We start from the raw sequence: 17101 nt of genomic DNA, 5'->3' as shown, positions 1-17101 counted from the left end.
CGTGAACGAGCATTTACGGGAAAGTGTCCGTGCGCCGCTGTTACAGGATGTAGCGCATCCCGATCTGTTGCCGCTCTGCATCACTTTCGACCGCGAACCGCGCGGCGGCGAAGCGCGGTGCGCCGAAGCGGATCGGCGGATTGCGCGAGAAACCGAAGCCCTCGCGCGGGATGCCCGCGAAGGTGTCGAGCTTCGCGTTGCTGTTCTCGTCGTGGATCACGGCAACGGCGTAGGTGCCATGCGGCAGTCCGGTGAAACGCAGCCCGTGCGTCGCGGCGGGCACGTTGCGCGTCACTGCGTCCTTGTCGTCGACGCACGAGGGGAAGTTCTCCGGATCTGCGGTCAGGCAGACGCGCAGCAGCCCCTTGACCGAGCGGACATGCTCGATGCCGACATCAAGCGACGCGACCGGCGCCGCCCCGATCAGCAGCAGCGTGGCCCCCGTGAGCGCTGCGATGCGCGCGTTCCCGCGCCTTTGCATGCGCGCGCGTGAAGTCGCCGACCCCGTCGTCGGTGCCGCACACCCGGTCCCAGAACCGGAAATAAAGCCCATAATTGCACCCGTACCGCTCATGGTGACGCTGATGATGGCTGGCCGTGATCAGCCAGCGCCCCACTACCCCCCGCCACATGAACCCGGGAAAAACCTCCCATCCCATGTGGTTGGTCACACCCATAACGGTCATGACCGTCAGCACCAAGCTGAGGCCGGCGATATGGATCGGAATCAGCAACACCAGTAGCGGAATTACCACAGCGCCGCTCAGTGCCTCGATCGGATGGAACGCCATCGCCGCCCAGGCGGTCGGCGGACGGCTGGCATGATGCACCGCGTGGGCCAGCTTGAACGGCGCCGGCCGGTGCATCCAGCGGTGCGTCCAATAGAACCAGGTGTCGTGCAGGAACAGATAGGCGAGCACCGACACCGGCAGGTACCATAACGGATAGTCGTGCACGTCGCGGTAGACGCGGGTCCAGCCGTGCCGCTCCCACCCCCACGCGAGCACGCCAGCGGGTATGCCGTAGATCGCGGCGGAGACGAGGCTCCACCAGATCTCGCGCCGGATCTGCGGATCGAGCCCGGTGTAAAGGCCGGGATGCCTGAGCTTCGTCGCCAGCGCGAACCCTGCCGAGGTGACGAGGTAGCGCACCCCGACGATCAGCGTCATCGCAAGCGCGGACAACGTAACGGCGACGATGATCGACAGCGCGGACATGGCGGCCCGTGTAGCCGATTGCGGATCGTCCGCCCATCCCGCTCGTTAAGGCGCGGTAATCAAAGGAGATGGTGATGATCGAGCCCAACGCCGCGCCCGCAAAGATCGGCAACGATGCGCACGACGATGCCAGCGCGGCGCAGGTCCTGCGCGATCAGGACGGTGCGACGCCGGGCGACGATGCCGGCGGCGGCGGCGGGCTTGGCGGACAGGATGCGGCACAGGCCGCCGCCGCCTCTGCCGCGGCGAGCACGGGTGGCGTAAACGCGGCCAATCCGATCGATACGGGGCTGGACACCGGTGCCGCCGACGCGGCGACCGAGGCGCGGGCGCGATCGGTGCGCGACAGCAACGCGCAGGCACACTGAGCAAACCGCGCCGCTTACCCCTGCAATCCTCACCTCACATTCCGCTTATTCGCGAACGGGAAAAGGCAGCGCCATCGCGGGTCGAGCGAGGATGACCGACGCTGGGTTGGCTGTACGCAGTTAGCGTTAAAATACCTGCTTCGCGCCATTTGGCCGGCATGAACGCACAACAAAAAAGCGTCGGTGGATCGCTCCACCGACGCTTTTTTTCACATCAGCCGTGACGCATGATCAGGCGGCCTGCTGCTCCGGCAGCGCAGCCTTCGCCTGCGCGATGATCGCGGAGAAGGCTTCACCCTCGTGCATCGCAATATCGGCCAGGACCTTGCGGTCCAGTTCGATGCCGGCGAGCTTCAGCCCGTGCATGAACTGGCTGTAGCTCAGTCCCTCAGCGCGGACGCCGGCGTTGATGCGCTGGATCCACAGGCCGCGGAAGGTGCGCTTCTTCACCTTGCGGTCGCGGTACGCATACTGGCCGGCCTTCTCGACCGCCTGCCGCGCGACGCGGATCGTGTTCTTGCGACGGCCGCGGTACCCCTTGGCCTGTTCCAGAATGTTCTTGTGCTTGGCGCGAGTGGTTACGCCCCGCTTGACGCGTGCCATATGCTAATACCTTCCCGCTTACTTGAGGCCGTACGGCGCCCAGGCCTTCACCGTGGCGGTGTCGGCCTTCGACAGCACCTTGGTGCCGCGATTCTGGCGGATGTACTTGGCGTTATGGCTGATCAAACGGTGGCGCTTGCCGGCGACGCCGTGCTTCAGCAGTCCACTGGCAGTGAGCTTGAAGCGCTTCTTCACGCCGCTCTTGGTCTTGAGCTTGGGCATTTTGGTCCTTTCGGTTGGAACGTGACCAGACAGCCGCGGCAGCCCCAGTTGGCCGGGCAGTCCATAGCGTCACGCTCTCGTGAAGCCGTGCGCCTTAGCCGTGTTGCCGGCGGAACGCAACGGGGTGACGTTCATGCAACCAAGCCCGCGCCAGGCGGTTGCGCTCCCGTTATGACGACCGCGGCATCCGCAGGTGAAGATAGACTAGCCGACGATAACGTGGACGCGTCGGCGCCGCGGCGCCGTCACCTCGTTCGCCGTATCCTGATCGGTATCGTTGTCGCAATCTTCGCCGTGTGGCTCGTGCTGTTCGTCACCAAGGGCCGCTTCCTCAAGCATCCGTTCGAGCGAATCGTCGGCGGCATGGTGCATCGCCAGGTGAGCGTCGGCGGCGATTTCCAGCTTTATTTCGCCCCGTTCCAGATCAAGTTCTACGCCGAGCGGCTGCGCATCTCGAATCCGGACTGGGCGACCAAGCCCGATCTGTTCGCGGCCGACCGGATCGATACGCGCATTGCCCCGCTGCCGCTGATCTTCGGGCATCGGCGACTGTACTGGCTCGACCTGGCGAACGGCGCGGTGGATCTCGAATGGAATACGGCGCACGATCGCAACACCTGGACGTTCAGCGAAGAAAAGGGCGGCAAGCCGTTCGAGCTGCCGCGGATCGACCGCGCGACGGTCGCAGGCACATTGGTGCGCTACCGCGATCCGCGGATGCGGTTGCTCACCGACCTCGATGTCGACACGATCCGGTCGACCGCGGCTCGGATCGGGCAGGCGGTGGGCGTGCGCGGCGGGGGGACGATCCGATCGACCCCCTTCACCGTGTCCGCGCGACTGCTGTCGCCCGATGCGACGGTCAACCGCGGCAAGAACGAATTGGTCGCGACGATGCGCGCCGCCGGCAACGCTGTGGACGTGTCGGGTACGCTCCCCAGCCTGGCCGATATCGAAGGCGTACCGCTGTCGGTGCGCGCGCGCGGGCGTGACCTGTCGACGCTGCTCGGCATCATCGACGTGGTGCTGCCGCGAACACGTGACTACCGCCTGCACGCGCAGCTGGTGAAGTCGGGCGACGAATATCGCTTCTCCCGCGTCATCGGTGTCGCCGGGGCGACCGATCTCGCAGGGCGGCTGACGATCACCAACGGCGCGCGGCTCCACCTCGATTCGCAGCTGGCGACGCGCAGCCTCGATATCATCGACGCAGCGCCGTTCATCGGCTTCAACCCCGACACGGTGGCGGAAAAGGGCGTCACGGCCGCGGCAGCCGAAACCGGTGCGGCGACCGCCCGGCTGCTGCCCGACGCGGCGTTGCCGGTCGAGACGATGCGACGCTTCGACGCCGACCTGAAATGGACGATACAGGGGGTCAAGTCGCGTCGCATCCCGATCAGCGACGTCGACCTGACGCTCGACCTGACGAACGGCAAGCTGACGCTGTCGCCGCTGACCTTTGCGATGGCGCGCGGCAACGTGTCCGCCGACGCGGTGTTCGATACGCGACCGCGTCCGAGCGACGTGCGCTACGACATCCGCCTCGCCCCAACCCCGCTCGGGCGGCTGCTCGCGGGCTGGGGCGTGGCGGAGGCGGGGACGAGCGGGACGGTGCGCGGTCGCATCCAATTGGCCGGGCGCGGCGACACGATCCACGATTCGCTTTCCACCGCGCGCGGGCGGATCGCGTTCGTGCTGCCGGCAGGAACGCTGTGGACGCGGAATGCGGAGCTGGCCGAGCTCGACGTCGGCACGTTTGTGCAGAAGATGTTTTCGGGGGAATTAAAGGAGCCGGTCAGGATCAACTGCGGGCTGATCGGCTTCACCGTACGCAGCGGCGTCGCGGCGGCGGACCCGGTCCTGATCGACACGAGCAAGAACGTCGTGCTGGGACGCGGCGGGTTCAGTTTCCGTACCGAGGCGATCGACCTCGCCTTTCGCGCCGATTCGAAGCGGTTCAGCCTGTTCTCTGGCCAGTCTCCCGTCGGGATCAAGGGCACGTTCTCAGCGCCCTCACTCCAGGTCGTGACGCCACAGTTGCTGACGCGTGCGGGCGCAGGGCTCGGCCTCGCGGTGCTGGCCACGCCGGTCGCGGGGCTGCTCGCCTTCATCGATCCGGGCGACGCGAAGGCGGCGGCGTGCGGCCCCGTACTCGCAGGTAAGACCGCCGCGGCGCAGCGCACCACCAAGGGGAACCCGCGCACCGACGTCGGCAACGGGCAAGCCGCGCCGACCAAGCGCAAGAAGTTCCTCGGCATCTTCTGACCGGCCTTGCAGTGAAGGAGCGTGTATGAAATGGCGTGTACCAGCGATCGGCTTGCTTGCACTGGCAGCTGCGTGCAACCCTTCCGCGACGAACGCTGACACTCAGCAGGGCACGAGCGTGGTGGCCGCGAACAGCGCCGCTGCGATCGACACTGGTCCTGCAAGTGCTCCAGCCGATGTACATCCGGGTTCCGTGAAGCAGGTTGCAGCAAGCGCGCCCTCCCCCATGCCGAGCGCGTCGCCGACCGACACCGCCACACCACGCTCAACGACGCGGGACTGTTATTTCAAAGTCGATGGCCGCGTGCTCGTATCGGGACGCTGCCGGGTGTTCCCGATGGGGAACGACCAATACACGCTTAACACCTGGGATAGCGGCAAACCTGCGCACTCGCACTTCGCCATGGTGACCAAGGACAGTAATGCCGACGCGACCGCCACCGCGACGTGGAACGCCGATCCGGACGATGATCACGCAATGGACCCGCTCGGCACCGTGCGGCGAGACGGCGATTGCTGGGTGAACGAGCGCACGCGTATCTGCGTGCGTTAGGCGTCAGACACCCAGGTCGTGCTCGATCACGTGATCGGCGATCGCGCCCGCGGTGGTCCACCAGATGCGCTGGTCGTCCGCCTCGCGCAGGCGCTCCAGCACCCGCGCCAGCGGCGGCACGCGGTGCGCCTGCCCCATCAGATACGGGTGGAGCGCGATGCCGAGCACCAGCGGGCGGCGGTCGCATTCCGACAACAGCTGCTCCACCGCATCCTCGATCATCGCCGCGAATTGCGCCGCCTCGCCGTTGCGCGCGACGATCGCGGGAATGTCGTTGATTTCCTGCGAATAAGGCACCGACAGGATGCGGCCGTTGTCGGTCGACAGCCACGTCGGCTGATCGTCATGCGCCCAGTCGAGCAGGTAGCGATAGCCCGAGCGGTGGAGCAGGTCGGGCGTGTCGTGGCTTTCCGAGATCCATGGCCCCAGCCAGCCGGTCGGTCGCATGCCGAGCGCCGCCAGCGCATCGGTGGTGCATGCGATCAGCGCCGCTTCCTCATCACGAGACAATTGGCCTTGCGCCGCCGCGTTGCTCTCGCCGTGCGCCGCGATCTCATACCCGCGCGCGACGCATGCCTCGGCCAGACCTGGGCAGGTTCGAATCACGTCGGCGTTGATCAGCGCGGTCGCGGGTAGCTGAAGCCGGTCGAACAGGTCGAACAACCGCCAGGCACCGACGCGGTTGCCATAGTCGCGCCAGGCGTAGTTCATCACGTCGGGCTGGTTCTTCGCCGGGGCGAGCTCCGCACCCATGCCGCCGCCGAAGTCGAACACCTCGTAATTGATGCCGAACCAGATCGCGAGCCGCTTGCCGCCGGGCCAGTCGTAATCGGGCCGGTCGGTGATCGCGCGATAATTGTAGCGGGGCAGAGTCGAGACGGTCATGCGCGACACAACGCGGCGCGCGCACGATCGGCTCACCGTCCGTCAATGGTCATGCGTATGGTCATGCTCCCCTGCGACGTTGCGCAGCGCTTCCAGCACGTCGTCGGTGCGCGCCGGGTCGCCGATCGCGAGCACGTGGCCGGCGCTACCTGCGGTCAGCGGATCGCCGTTCCAGTCGCACATCCGACCGCCCGCACCCTCCACCACCGGCACCAGCGCGGCGAAATCGTAAAGCTGCAATCCCGATTCGCACACCAGATCAAGGTGGCCGGATGCGAGCAGCCCGTAATTGTAGCAGTCGCCGCCGTAGACCGGGCCCTGCCGGGGCGCATCGCCACTTATCGCCGCGACCAGCGACAGGTAATGCGGCACGTCACCGTCGGCGAACAGATGCGGGCTGGTGGTCGCGAGCGTCGCGCCCGCGAGCGCGGCGCAGGCGCGGGTGCGCGCAGGGTTACCGTTCAGCTCGGTCAGGCGGCCCGCGACGCCGGTCCAGCGTTCGCGCTGCACCGGCTGGTCGATGATGCCCAGCACCGGCCAGCCATCCTCCACCAGCGCGATCAACGTGCCGAAGATCGCACGACCGGCGGTGAAGCTGCGCGTCCCGTCGATCGGGTCGAGCACCCACTGCCGCCCGGTGACGCCGGGTTTCTCGCCATATTCCTCTCCGACGATACCGTCGCCTGATCGTTCGGCGTCGAGGATGCGGCGCATTGTCGCTTCCGCCTCGGTGTCAGCGAGCGTGACGGGGGAGCGGTCGTCCTTCAGCCGGACACCGGCGGCGCTGCGGAAATAGGGGCGGATCACCGCGCTCGCGGCGTCGGCGAGGCGGTGGGCGAGTTCGATGTCGGCGGGGCGTACGGGCATGCGCTGGTGCCTATCGCGCGGCGCAGCGCGGCGCTAGGATGCACGGCAACAGGAGACCCGACCCATGCGCATTCTTGCTTCCGCTCTCGCCATCGCCGCCGCGCTCACCGCGCTTCCCGCCGCCGCCACGCTGGCGGTCGGCGCAAAGGCACCGGCGTTCGCGACGCGCGGCGCGATGGCGGGCAAGGTGATCGCGGTCGATTTGGCGAAGGAGCTGCGGCGCGGACCCGTAGTGCTCTACTTCTTCCCCGCGGCCTTCACCGGCGGCTGCAACGCCGAGGCGCGCGCCTTTGCACAAGCCGTGCCGCAGTTCGAGGCCGCGGGCGCGCACGTCATCGGCATGTCGGCGGACGATGTCGCGACCTTGCAGAAATTCTCCTCGAGCGAGTGCGCGGGCAAGTTCGCGGTGGCGAGCGCGGGTCCGCGCGTGATCGCAGGATATGACGTGGCGCTCGGTCAGGCGGTCAAGGGGCGCAACGTGACCAGCCGGACGAGCTACGTGATCGATCGCACCGGGCGGATCGCCTTCGTTCATTCGGACATGAACCCGGCCGAGCACGTGCAGATGACACTCGCCGCAGTGAAGCGGCTCGGCATCCGATAACCTTGTTGCTCCGCTGCGGAGCAAATCCTAAGAAATAGCACGTCGAGCGACACACACTGTTAGCTCTTCTGTCCTATCCGGGCGCTCAAGGAACAACGCAGCTGGGGGGTGGCGTGGCATCAAGACTAAGGACCGTGCGTACCAGCAGCGAGCCGAAGGGCATATTCGCGGCGGTGGGTGCGTTCCTTGACGAGCACCACCTGAGCCCCGAGCCGGCCAATTACGCGTTCGCCTACGACGTCATTTGCAATCCGCAGGGCCGGCGCGCGCGCGAGGTCGCCGCGCTCGCCAGCGACGGTGTTCGCCTGATGGCGGCCGACGTCGTCCGGCTCGGGGGTGCGGCGAAGGGCGCGCCGCTGGCGCTTGCCCCCATGTCGGCGTCCGACGCGGACTTCGCTTCTCCGATCCCGACGTACCAGCCGCCGGTTGGCTCCCAGAACCTCCAACCCCATCAACCGCACGCGGCCGAGCGTACGCACGGCGACGAACTCGCCACGCGCACGCTGGCACAGATCGAGGAATTCAGCGACACGCTGCGCTCGATCCACCATGAAACCAACCATTTCGGTCGCGACCTCGCCGAGACGGCGGAGGCGATCCGAACATCGGGTGCGGCCGCGGGCGTGGAACGCATTTCGCACCTGACCGCGGCGATGATCGAGCGTGTCCATCAGGCCGAGACGCGGCTCGAACAGGCGAAGAGCGAGACGGCCGAGTTGCGCGCCGCCTTGGAGGAAGCACGCACCAGCGCGCAGACCGATCCGCTGACCGAGCTGCTCAATCGCCGCGCTTTCGACGATCATTTCACCGCGCTGCCCCGCGGCACGGCGGTCGCGGTCGCGATCTGCGACATCGACCATTTCAAACGCGTCAACGACGGCTTCGGCCATGCCGTGGGTGATCGCGTGCTGAAGCTGGTGGCGCAGCAGCTCGAACGCGAGACGGCGTGCACGATCGCGCGCTACGGCGGAGAGGAGTTCGCGCTGCTGTTCGAGCTCGATGACGAAACCGAAGTGCTGGCACGCATCGACGCCGCACGCGACGCGATCGCGACGCGGCATCTGCGGGTGCGCGAAACCGATCGGCCGATCGGCACCATCAATTTCTCCGCCGGCGTCGCGCTGGGGCGCGCGAGCGAGACGCTGACCCCGCTGATGGAGCGTGCCGACCGCGCGCTCTACGCCGCCAAGCAGGCCGGGCGCGGACGGACGATCGTCGCGCCATAATCTGGTGCGTTTTGCGCGTCGCAGCGGCGTGAAGCGCCAACCTTCATGACGCCCTACAGCCAAGTCATTGTTCCAGCGTCAGAACAGCAATTGGCACGCTAGCTGCAATCACTCCTGCATCGATCGGATCGGCCGGTCGACCAGCAGGAGTTACCACCATGATCCGCACCTTCGACGCGTTCGGTCGCCAGGCGTTTGCCCTTGTGGCTGCTTTCTCGGTCGCTGCGCTGATGATCGGCGCTGCCGTTCCCGTCATGCCGATCGCGTGAGCGGGGTGACCGTCTCCGCCCGCCTGTTTGCGCACCCGTTCGCGATCGGCCTCGCCGGCTTCGTCACGACGTCGCTGCTGCTCTGGTGTCACGCGGGCGGCGCGATCGCCTGATCTCGGCACCATGCGGCAGGCCACCGCGTTGATGCCGACATGTCCGACCCCCTCCACCGCTTCGTCGCCGCGCAGGGCGACAGCTACGACCGCGCGCTTGCCGAGCTGATCGCAGGCAGCAAGCGCAGCCACTGGATGTGGTTCATCTTCCCACAGATCGCGGGACTGGGCCGCAGCGCGACCGCGATCCACTATGCCGTCGCCGACCTTGCCGAGGCGCGCGCGTATCTGGCACATCTACTGCTAGGGCCGCGTTATCTCGCCTGCTGCGCCGCGTTGTTGCGCCACGAGGGCAAGGACGCGCGAACGATCATGGGCGAGATCGACGCGGTGAAGCTGCGTTCGTCATTGACGCTGTTCGATGCCGCCGGCGCGACAGCCGTCGTGTCCCAAGCGCTGGCCGCCTTCTTCCCCTCACCCGACCTCGCGACGTTGCGGCTGATCGGACGTTAAGCAGAAGCGCCCCGTGCGGCGCGAACGTCAGTTCTGCGTCGTGACCGGCGTCACCAGCGCGGTGTCGCCGTTGCGTAGCACCACCGTGTAGCGCTGCTGCTTGTCGCAGGTGACGAGCCACGCGGGCTTGTTGTCGAGCGACTGGGTCGCCGTTGCCGCGGTGATCTCCTGACACGCCTCGTCGCCGTCGCGGATCGCGCGGAACAGCACGGCCTTGCGCTGCCCTTCGCTGAGCGAGGCGATCGTGTCGGCGGTGTTGGTCGCGCTCGCATCACTGTTCGAGACGGCCGGATCGGTTGCATTGACCGTGCTGGGCGCAGGCTGGTTGCACGCGGCGAGCAGGACGGCAGCCCCAAAGGCATAACGGCGTATCGTCATGGCAAATCTCCCTTTCGCAACCGCAAACGACCATGGCGAGCGCGCGATCCGGCGCTAACCTGTAACGAAGCGCCCACTTTCGACAATGACGGCGTGTTTTGAACGCGTTACACGTGAGAAATTATCTCGGGCGAGCTGTCTTGAGCAGGTGGAGCGTAACGATGCGGTGTGGGCGTTTTTCCGGTTTGCTGGCGGGCGCGGCGCTGCTCGCCTCGTGTGGTGGCGGCGATGGCGGCGGCTCGGGCGGGACGACCACCGGCGCGAGTCCGCCGCCCACGCCGACGACTGCGGCCGTCGGCTGCTCGCTGCGCGATCGGCAGGACTGGGCGTTCGCGCAGCTGAACGAATGGTATCTGTTCCCCGACACGCTGCCGACCGGGCTGAACCCGGCGAGCTATTCTACCGTCGACGATTACATCGACGCGCTGACCGCGAATGCGCGGGCGCAGCGCAAGGATCGCTATTTCACCTACCTGACCTCGATCGCCGAGGAGAATGCCTATTACAACACCGGCACGACCAGCGGCGGGTTCGGCGTGCGGCTGGGCTATGACACGACCAATCGCCGCGTCGGCATCATCGAGGCGTTCGAGGGCGCGCCGGCGCTTGCCGCCGGGCTCGACCGCGGCACCGAAATCCTGGCGATCGGCACCAGCGCGAACGATCTGCGCGCCACCAGCGACATCATCGCCGCCTCGGGCACGCAGGGCGTGGTCAACGCGCTCGGCCCCGATACCGCAGGCACGACGCGCGTGCTGCGCGTGTCGGATGCGAGTGGCACGCGCAACGTCACGCTGACCAAGGCCGACTACACGCTGACCCCGGTGTCGTCGCGTTATGGTGCCAAGATCATCACCGACAACGGCGTGCGCGTCGGCTACGTCAACCTGCGAACCTTCATCAACACCGCCGATCCCGGCCTGCGCGCTGCGTTCCAGCAGTTCCGCGACGCGGGCGTCAGCAACGTGATTGTCGACCTGCGCTACAATGGCGGCGGACTGATCTCGATCGCGGAATTGTTCACCAACCTGCTTGGCGGCGGGCGGTCCACTAGCGACGTGCAGAGCTACACCACGTTCCGTCCGTCCAAGTCGTCGAACAACGAGACGACCTATTTCGCGCAGCAGCCACAGACGATCACGCCGACCAAGATCGCGTTCATCGGCACCGGCGGCACCGCCTCGGCGAGCGAATATGTCATCAATGCGATGATCCCCTACCTCCACGCCAATGTCGCGCTGGTCGGCAGCAACACTTATGGCAAGCCGGTGGGGCAGATCGCGCTCGACCGCTCCCAGTGTGATGACCGGCTGCGCGTGATTGCCTTTGCGCTGCAGAATGCCGCGAAGCAGGGCGATTATTACGATGGCCTGGCAACCAAGGTGGAGGCATCGTGCCAGGCGGTCGACGATTCGACCTATCCGCTGGGCGATCCGCGCGAGGCATCGACGCGCGCCGCGCTCGATTTCATCGAAGGGCGCGGCTGCACGCGGATCGGTGCGACCGCGTCGATCGAGCGGACCGCGACGCCGTTCGCGCAGAGTCGCGAGTTGCTCAGCCCGGCGCGGCCGACGACGGCCCAGCGCGAAACGCCCGGATTGTTCTGACGCTAGGCTAGCAGAGAAAGCCGGGCGGTAAAGCTGATGCGGCGGTCTGTTCGCAGCGAGCCGCCTGCGCTAGTCGCCGGCGGCGCAATTGGTAAGAAGGAGGCGGGCGATGGCATTCTGTACCCAATGCGGCGCGCGCCTGCCCGACAGCGCACGGTTCTGCCCGCGATGCGGCGCGGCCGTGGCGGCAGTCGAAGCGGCTCCGTCAACGCCTGCCGCGCGTGAACACGTGGAGGAGGTGGTCGAACGAGCGCCCGCGCGCGCGCCGTCACGCGATCTGCCGCCCGAGGGACTGCACTTCGGTCCCGACCGGACGAGCACGACCACACCACGTCGCGACATGCGCGATGTTGATGCAACGCCGGATGAGGACGAGCAACGCGGCGGCACCGGCACACGGCTGCTCGTCATTCTCGCGCTCATCGCGGTCGCGGTACTGGGCGTCGTGTTCTGGCAGCAGCGCGACGGCATCCGCCCGGTCGCCGACACCGCCACCAACGCGAGCGAACCGGCCGACACGCCTAGCACCGAGCCGACCGGAGTCGCCGCGGTTCCGACGCCTGAGCCGACGCCCACCCCCACGCCGTCACCGGACGCAGAGGTCGCACAGACGGGCGACGAGATCGGCTCCCCAGCGTCGCTCGACCCGAACGGAGAGGCCGCGATCCCCGCCGCCGCGATCGATGCCGCGTTCAACGACGATCCCGAGCGTGCCTTTGCCGAGTTTCCCGGCCCCGTGACCGTTCGCGGCACCGTGATCGGGCTGCTGTCCGACCAGCCGCCCGCGATCAGCCTTGAGGGGTATCGTCGCGGCGGGATCGTCGTCGCCGATCTGGCGCGCGGGCAAGATGACGCAGTCGGCCTGCTCAGCCGCGGATCGGTGGTGCGGCTGCGCTGCGCCTCGGTCAGGCGGCAGGCGGCGACGACGGTGCTGCTCGGTTGCCGCATCTGACGCGGTTGAGCGCGCACCCGCGCTCGCCTAGGGCGGCGCGATGACCTCAGCCATTTCTGTCGTTACCCGCTTTGCGCCCTCCCCGACCGGGCGGCTCCACGTCGGCAACGTGCGCGCGGCGCTGCATAACTGGATGTGGGCGAAGAAGCACAATGGGCGCTTCATCCTGCGCATCGACGACACCGATGCGGCGCGCAGCGAGGAGCGTTTCATCGATGCGATCCGCGCCGATCTCGCCTGGCTCGGGCTGCATCCCGACCGCGAGGAACGGCAGTCGGCGCGGTTCGACCGCTACGATGCGGTGTTCGAGGCGTTGCGCGCCGCCGGGCACATCTATCCGGCGTATGAGAGCGCGCAGGAGCTCGACCTCAAGCGCAAGATCGCACGCGGGCGCGGGTTGCCGCCGATCTACGATCGCGCCGCTTTGTCGCTGACCGAGGCCGATCATGCCCGTTTCGCCGCGGAAGGCACGCGGCCGCACTGGCGCTTCCGGCTCGACCATTCGGCTCCGATCCAGTGGGACGACATGATCCGTGGGGCCCAGTCGTTCGATCCGGCGCAGTTGAGCGATCCGGTGATTCGCCGCGCTGACGGCTCATGGCTTTATCTGCTGCCGAGCGCGATCGACGACATGGACATGGGCGTAACCCACGTGGTGCGCGGCGAGGATCACGTGTCGAACACCGCACTGCAATTGCAGATGTTCGATGCGATGGCGGCATCGCGCCCGCGCTTCGCGCACGAAGCGCTGCTGACCGGCGCCGAGGGCAAGCTGTCGAAGCGGCTCGGCGCGCTCGGAGTGGACGAGCTGCGCGACAGCGGGATCGAGCCCGCGGCGCTCGTGTCGCTGCTCGCGCGGCTGGGCACGAGCGATCCGGTCGAGCCGGTGATCGATCCCGCGCCGCTCGTCGCCCACATTGACTTCGCGCATTTCGGTCGCGCGCCGGCGCGCTTTGACGAGGCCGAACTAGCGCAGGTCAATGCGCGCATCGTGCACCAGCTGCCGTTCGCGGACGTCGCCGACCGCCTGCCCGCCGGCATGGATGCGACCGGCTGGGAAGCGGTGCGTCCCAACCTCCACACCGTCGCGGAGGCGGCCGACTGGTGGCATGTCGTCGAGGGGCCGATCGACGCGATGCCCGCGAGCGATGATGCCGACTACCTCACGCAGGCCGCCACCGCCGCGCGCAACATCGACTGGACCGGCGATCCCTGGCACGCGCTGACCGATCGGTTGAAGGCGGAAACCGGGCGCAAGGGCAAGACGCTGTTCCTGCCGCTTCGCCGCGCGCTGACCGGGCGCGATCACGGCCCCGACATGGCGGCGCTGCTGCCGCTGATCGGGCAGGCGCGCAGCGTCGAGCGGTTGCAAGCGGCGGCGAACTCGTAGCGCGCGCGGGCAAGACTCGCGCGCGCCGCACCTGCGTCCTATATCCGACACATGCAATTCTTCAGCCGCATGTCCCCGGTGCGCGCCTACCGCGACCTCCGCTTTTTCCTGAGCGAGCGGCAGCCCTATGAATTGTGGTTCCTCGTCCTCGCGGTGACGATCACCAGCGTGCTGGTTTGGGCGTTCGCGCACGACTCGTATTTCGAGAAGGAATACAAACCGAACATCATCTACGTGCAGCAGTACCGGCTAGACCGCACCGACGCGCAGATCATCGCGCAGCAGAAGATCGATCAGCCGGCCATCGACGCCGCCAGGGCCAAGCAGGCCGCGCGCGAGGAAAAGATGCGGCAATCGTTCAAGAAGGTCGACGACGCACTCAACCGCATCGGCCTCTGACTCGGGCGTGACCCTCCTGTCCGCCGACGACGCGCGCTGGATGGGCGCGGCGCTCACACTCGCCGAGCGCACCCGGGGGATGACCGCGCCCAACCCCAATGTCGGTTGCGTGATCGTGGCTGACGGTGTGGTCGTCGGGCGCGGCTGGACGCAGGCAGGCGGGCGTCCGCACGCCGAGGCGATGGCGCTCGATCAGGCGGGGTTGCGGGCGCGAGGCGCGACTGCCTTCGTCACTCTCGAGCCGTGCGCGCACGTGTCGCCGCGTGGGCCGGCGTGCAGCGACCTGCTCGTCACCGCCGGTGTCGCGCGTGTCGTGGTCGCGCATCGTGACCCCGACGCGCGCACCGATGGGCGAGGGATCGCACGACTGCGCGCCGCCGGGATCATCGTCGACACGGACGTCCGCGAGCGCGACGCGTCGCGCATCATGGCCGGGTTCCTCACCCGTCGTGCCCATGGGCGCCCGTTCGTCACGCTCAAACTCGCGCTGTCGCTCGACGGTGCCGCAGCGATGGCTGATGGGCGTAGCCGGTGGATTACCGGCCCCGAAGCGCGCGCGCATGCGCATCTCGAGCGCGCGCGGCATGAGGCGATCCTGGTCGGGCGCGGCACGTGGGAGGCGGATCGCCCACGGCTCGACGTGCGGCTGCCCGGCCTCGAACAGCGTTCGCCTGAACAGGTCGTGCTGTCGTCGCAGCCGATCGACGGCGTGCGGACGATCGTCACACCGGAAGATATCGCGACGCTGGCGGGCGATCACCTGCTGATCGAGGGCGGTGCGCGCACCGCCGCGGCGTTCCTCGCCGCCGACCTGGTCGACCGCCTGCTCCTCTACCGCGCACCGGTGATCGTCGGCGGCGGACGCACGCTCCCCGATATCGGGCTCACCGACCTCGCGCACGCGCACGGGCGCTGGCGGCTCACCGACGCGCGCGCGCTTGGCAGCGACCGCGTCGAGGTCTACGAGCGCGGTTGATCATGTTTACCGGCATCATCTCCGACATCGGCACGGTCCAGCGCGTGACGCGCAGCGGCGACACGCGCCTTCATATCAGCACCGCTTACGACACCGACACGGTCGACCTGGGCGCGTCGATCGCCTGTTCGGGCGTGTGCCTGACCGTCGTCGACAAGGGCGCGCATGACGGTCAGCACTGGTTCGCGGTCGACGTCTCTGGCGAGACGATCAGCCGTACCGCCGGGGGTCAATGGATCGAGGGCGCGGCGCTCAACCTGGAACGTGCGATGAAGCTGGGCGACGAGCTCGGCGGGCATATCGTCACCGGCCACGTCGACGGCGTGGCTGAGGTGACCGACGTGACCCCCGATGGCGACTCGCGCCGCATCAGCATCCGCGTGGCCTCCGATCTCGCGCCGTTCCTCGCGCCCAAGGGATCGGTGACGGTCGACGGCGTGTCGCTGACGGTCAACACGGTGGAGGATGGTGCCGAGGGCTCTACCTTCACGATCAATCTCATTCCGCATACGCAAGCGGTGACGACGCTGGGCAAGCTCGCGCCTGGGCAGTCGGTCAATATCGAGATCGACGTCCTCGCCCGCTACCTCCAACGGATGGAGCATTACCGTGGCCGCTAACCCCGAACTCGCCCGCCTGCGGCACGGTTACCTTTCATCCCCCGAAGAGATCATCGACGAAGCGCGCAACGGGCGCATGTTCATCCTGGTCGACGACGAGGACCGCGAGAACGAGGGTGACCTCGTCATCCCGGCACAGATGGCGACGCCCGAAAAGATCAACTTTATGGCACGCCACGGCCGCGGGCTGATCTGTCTCGCTTTGACCAAGTCGCGAGTCGAGACGCTCGGGCTCGAACTGATGAGCCGCAACAACGGCACGCGGCACGAGACCGCCTTCACCGTCTCGATCGAGGCGCGCGAGGGCGTGACGACGGGAATCTCGGCCGCCGACCGCGCCTGCACGATCGCGGTCGCGATCGATGCGACCAAGGACAAGACCGACATCGTGACGCCGGGCCACGTCTTCCCGCTGGTCGCGCGCGACGGCGGCGTGCTGGTGCGCGCGGGCCATACCGAGGCCGCGGTCGACGTGTCGCGGCTCGCCGGCCTCAATCCCTCGGGCGTGATCTGCGAGATCATGAACGATGACGGGACGATGGCGCGGATGGACGACCTCGTCTCGTTCGCGCAGCTCCATAATCTCAAGATTGGCACGATCCGCGACCTGATCGCCTATCGCCGCCGCCACGACCATCTGGTCGAACTGGCGAGCGAGGCGCCGTTCAAGAGCCGCTGGGGCGGCGACTGGACCGTGCGCGCGTATCGCAACAAGGCGACGGGCACCGAGCAGATCGCGCTGGTGAAGGGTCGCGTCGACCCGACGAAGCCGACGCTGGTACGGATGCACGCGCTGTCCCCCTTCGCCGACATGTTCGGCGAGGACAGCGACCGATCGCGCCTGCTGTCGCGCTCGATGGAGCTGATCGCCGCGGAAGGTGCAGGCGTCATCATCGTCATCAACCGTCACCGCGCCGATGCCTTCACCACCGCGGTGAAGATGAAGGTCGGCGAGCCGGTCGAGGTCGAGATGGAGGAATTGCGCGATTACGGCGTCGGCGCGATGATCCTCGCCGAACTGGGCGTCCACGACATGGTGCTCCTCACCAACACGCACCACACGCTGGTCGGGCTCGACGGCTACGGCCTGTCAATCGTCGGCGAACGCAAGATCGACTGAGCTGGAGACGGACG

Annotated in this window: 20 protein-coding genes; 13 read left to right on the top strand and 7 right to left on the bottom strand. The window is 67.5% G+C overall.

What is annotated here, in order from left to right; translation table 11 throughout:
* Positions 1–40: 40 nt before the first annotated feature.
* Complete coding sequence (locus SMN802W_RS0103050; protein WP_051083460.1) at positions 41–481, bottom strand: DUF2141 domain-containing protein; 441 nt, start codon at positions 479–481, stop codon at positions 41–43.
* A complete protein-coding gene (locus SMN802W_RS0103045; RefSeq protein ID WP_019515418.1) occupies positions 396–1217 on the bottom strand; it encodes a sterol desaturase family protein in 822 nt (273 codons plus the stop codon). The genes SMN802W_RS0103050 and SMN802W_RS0103045 overlap by 86 nt, the downstream gene beginning before the upstream one ends.
* A gap of 74 nt (positions 1218–1291) precedes the next feature.
* Between SMN802W_RS0103045 and SMN802W_RS0103040 the strand changes: the two genes are divergently transcribed.
* Positions 1292–1585 (top strand): hypothetical protein, encoded by a 294-nt coding sequence (locus tag SMN802W_RS0103040; protein ID WP_156818696.1) that lies wholly within the window; start codon positions 1292–1294, stop codon positions 1583–1585.
* 231 nt (positions 1586–1816) lie between these two features.
* Here SMN802W_RS0103040 and rplT read toward each other — a convergent pair whose 3' ends face one another.
* Positions 1817–2188: a 50S ribosomal protein L20 gene (rplT, locus tag SMN802W_RS0103035; protein WP_019515416.1), complete on the bottom strand. Its 372-nt coding sequence runs from the start codon at positions 2186–2188 to the stop codon at positions 1817–1819.
* Positions 2189–2206: 18 nt separating this feature from the next.
* Positions 2207–2410: a 50S ribosomal protein L35 gene (gene rpmI / locus SMN802W_RS0103030; RefSeq protein ID WP_019515415.1), complete on the bottom strand. Its 204-nt coding sequence runs from the start codon at positions 2408–2410 to the stop codon at positions 2207–2209.
* A 171-nt stretch (positions 2411–2581) separates the two neighbouring features.
* Between rpmI and SMN802W_RS0103025 the strand changes: the two genes are divergently transcribed.
* Both SMN802W_RS0103025 and SMN802W_RS18095 read left to right on the top strand, forming a co-directional pair.
* A complete protein-coding gene (locus SMN802W_RS0103025) occupies positions 2582–4675 on the top strand; it encodes an AsmA family protein (RefSeq protein ID WP_026325680.1) in 2094 nt (697 codons plus the stop codon).
* Positions 4676–4700: 25 nt separating this feature from the next.
* Positions 4701–5228, top strand: a complete 528-nt coding sequence (locus tag SMN802W_RS18095; protein WP_156818695.1) for a hypothetical protein — start codon at positions 4701–4703, stop codon at positions 5226–5228.
* A 3-nt stretch (positions 5229–5231) separates the two neighbouring features.
* Here the strand turns inward: SMN802W_RS18095 and SMN802W_RS0103015 are convergent, their stop codons facing one another.
* Together SMN802W_RS0103015 and SMN802W_RS0103010 are read right to left on the bottom strand one after the other, a co-directional pair.
* Positions 5232–6113, bottom strand: a complete 882-nt coding sequence (locus SMN802W_RS0103015) for a polysaccharide deacetylase family protein (RefSeq protein WP_019515412.1) — start codon at positions 6111–6113, stop codon at positions 5232–5234.
* Positions 6114–6155: 42 nt separating this feature from the next.
* Positions 6156–6980 carry an inositol monophosphatase family protein gene (locus tag SMN802W_RS0103010; RefSeq protein WP_019515411.1) on the bottom strand — a complete coding sequence of 275 codons (825 nt, stop codon included), beginning with the start codon at positions 6978–6980 and terminating at the stop codon, positions 6156–6158.
* 64 nt (positions 6981–7044) lie between these two features.
* Between SMN802W_RS0103010 and SMN802W_RS0103005 the strand changes: the two genes are divergently transcribed.
* From SMN802W_RS0103005 to SMN802W_RS0102985, 3 genes are all read left to right on the top strand, one after another.
* Positions 7045–7584 (top strand): peroxiredoxin, encoded by a 540-nt coding sequence (locus tag SMN802W_RS0103005; RefSeq protein ID WP_019515410.1) that lies wholly within the window; start codon positions 7045–7047, stop codon positions 7582–7584.
* Between the two features lie 134 nt (positions 7585–7718).
* A complete protein-coding gene (locus SMN802W_RS16270; RefSeq protein WP_019515409.1) occupies positions 7719–8810 on the top strand; it encodes a GGDEF domain-containing protein in 1092 nt (363 codons plus the stop codon).
* A 421-nt stretch (positions 8811–9231) separates the two neighbouring features.
* Entirely contained in the window at positions 9232–9645 is a 414-nt protein-coding gene (locus SMN802W_RS0102985) for a DUF1810 domain-containing protein (protein WP_019515406.1), read from the top strand.
* A gap of 27 nt (positions 9646–9672) precedes the next feature.
* Here the strand turns inward: SMN802W_RS0102985 and SMN802W_RS0102980 are convergent, their stop codons facing one another.
* Positions 9673–10023 carry a hypothetical protein gene (locus SMN802W_RS0102980; protein ID WP_019515405.1) on the bottom strand — a complete coding sequence of 117 codons (351 nt, stop codon included), beginning with the start codon at positions 10021–10023 and terminating at the stop codon, positions 9673–9675.
* Between the two features lie 161 nt (positions 10024–10184).
* Here SMN802W_RS0102980 and SMN802W_RS0102975 point away from each other — a divergent pair, with 161 nt between their 5' ends.
* From SMN802W_RS0102975 to ribB, 7 genes are all read left to right on the top strand, one after another.
* Entirely contained in the window at positions 10185–11630 is a 1446-nt protein-coding gene (locus SMN802W_RS0102975) for a S41 family peptidase (RefSeq protein WP_083925559.1), read from the top strand.
* A 109-nt stretch (positions 11631–11739) separates the two neighbouring features.
* Positions 11740–12582, top strand: a complete 843-nt coding sequence (locus SMN802W_RS0102970; protein WP_083925557.1) for a zinc ribbon domain-containing protein — start codon at positions 11740–11742, stop codon at positions 12580–12582.
* 52 nt (positions 12583–12634) lie between these two features.
* Positions 12635–13972, top strand: coding sequence for a glutamate--tRNA ligase (locus SMN802W_RS0102965; protein ID WP_026325679.1), 1338 nt, complete (start codon positions 12635–12637; stop codon positions 13970–13972).
* A gap of 51 nt (positions 13973–14023) precedes the next feature.
* A complete protein-coding gene (locus tag SMN802W_RS0102960) occupies positions 14024–14371 on the top strand; it encodes a hypothetical protein (protein ID WP_019515401.1) in 348 nt (115 codons plus the stop codon).
* A gap of 40 nt (positions 14372–14411) precedes the next feature.
* Positions 14412–15347, top strand: coding sequence for a bifunctional diaminohydroxyphosphoribosylaminopyrimidine deaminase/5-amino-6-(5-phosphoribosylamino)uracil reductase RibD (gene ribD / locus SMN802W_RS0102955; protein ID WP_026325678.1), 936 nt, complete (start codon positions 14412–14414; stop codon positions 15345–15347).
* Positions 15348–15349: 2 nt separating this feature from the next.
* Entirely contained in the window at positions 15350–15967 is a 618-nt protein-coding gene (locus SMN802W_RS0102950) for a riboflavin synthase (protein ID WP_026325677.1), read from the top strand.
* The gene (ribB, locus tag SMN802W_RS0102945; RefSeq protein WP_019515398.1) at positions 15957–17087 is read left to right on the top strand and encodes a 3,4-dihydroxy-2-butanone-4-phosphate synthase; all 1131 of its coding nucleotides are present in this window, start codon (positions 15957–15959) and stop codon (positions 17085–17087) included. Before SMN802W_RS0102950 ends, ribB begins: the two co-directional genes overlap by 11 nt.
* The last annotated feature ends 14 nt before the right edge of the window (positions 17088–17101 follow it).

It is taken from the genome of Sphingomonas sp. Mn802worker (assembly GCF_000382485.1).
Classification (GTDB): Bacteria; Pseudomonadota; Alphaproteobacteria; order Sphingomonadales; family Sphingomonadaceae; genus Sphingomonas.
The sequence above is the reverse complement of the archived record's forward strand: the minus strand, read 5'-3'. Positions and strand labels throughout refer to the sequence as shown.

Excerpts from the sequence above, each read along its gene's own strand:
- rplT (WP_019515416.1), bottom strand. The coding sequence starts at position 2,188 with ATGGCACGCGTCAAGCGGGGCGTAACCACTCGCGCCAAGCACAAGAAC.
- SMN802W_RS0103050 (WP_051083460.1), bottom strand. The coding sequence starts at position 481 with ATGCAAAGGCGCGGGAACGCGCGCATCGCAGCGCTCACGGGGGCCACG.
- SMN802W_RS0103040 (WP_156818696.1), top strand. The coding sequence starts at position 1,292 with ATGATCGAGCCCAACGCCGCGCCCGCAAAGATCGGCAACGATGCGCAC.
- ribD (WP_026325678.1), top strand. The coding sequence starts at position 14,412 with ATGGGCGCGGCGCTCACACTCGCCGAGCGCACCCGGGGGATGACCGCG.
- SMN802W_RS0102985 (WP_019515406.1), top strand. The coding sequence starts at position 9,232 with ATGTCCGACCCCCTCCACCGCTTCGTCGCCGCGCAGGGCGACAGCTAC.
- SMN802W_RS0103015 (WP_019515412.1), bottom strand. The coding sequence starts at position 6,113 with ATGACCGTCTCGACTCTGCCCCGCTACAATTATCGCGCGATCACCGAC.
- SMN802W_RS0102980 (WP_019515405.1), bottom strand. The coding sequence starts at position 10,023 with ATGACGATACGCCGTTATGCCTTTGGGGCTGCCGTCCTGCTCGCCGCG.
- SMN802W_RS0103010 (WP_019515411.1), bottom strand. The coding sequence starts at position 6,980 with ATGCCCGTACGCCCCGCCGACATCGAACTCGCCCACCGCCTCGCCGAC.
- SMN802W_RS0103025 (WP_026325680.1), top strand. The coding sequence starts at position 2,582 with ATGACGACCGCGGCATCCGCAGGTGAAGATAGACTAGCCGACGATAAC.
- rpmI (WP_019515415.1), bottom strand. The coding sequence starts at position 2,410 with ATGCCCAAGCTCAAGACCAAGAGCGGCGTGAAGAAGCGCTTCAAGCTC.
- SMN802W_RS0103005 (WP_019515410.1), top strand. The coding sequence starts at position 7,045 with ATGCGCATTCTTGCTTCCGCTCTCGCCATCGCCGCCGCGCTCACCGCG.
- SMN802W_RS0102975 (WP_083925559.1), top strand. The coding sequence starts at position 10,185 with ATGCGGTGTGGGCGTTTTTCCGGTTTGCTGGCGGGCGCGGCGCTGCTC.
- SMN802W_RS18095 (WP_156818695.1), top strand. The coding sequence starts at position 4,701 with ATGAAATGGCGTGTACCAGCGATCGGCTTGCTTGCACTGGCAGCTGCG.
- SMN802W_RS0102950 (WP_026325677.1), top strand. The coding sequence starts at position 15,350 with ATGTTTACCGGCATCATCTCCGACATCGGCACGGTCCAGCGCGTGACG.
- SMN802W_RS0102960 (WP_019515401.1), top strand. The coding sequence starts at position 14,024 with ATGCAATTCTTCAGCCGCATGTCCCCGGTGCGCGCCTACCGCGACCTC.
- SMN802W_RS0102970 (WP_083925557.1), top strand. The coding sequence starts at position 11,740 with ATGGCATTCTGTACCCAATGCGGCGCGCGCCTGCCCGACAGCGCACGG.
- SMN802W_RS0103045 (WP_019515418.1), bottom strand. The coding sequence starts at position 1,217 with ATGTCCGCGCTGTCGATCATCGTCGCCGTTACGTTGTCCGCGCTTGCG.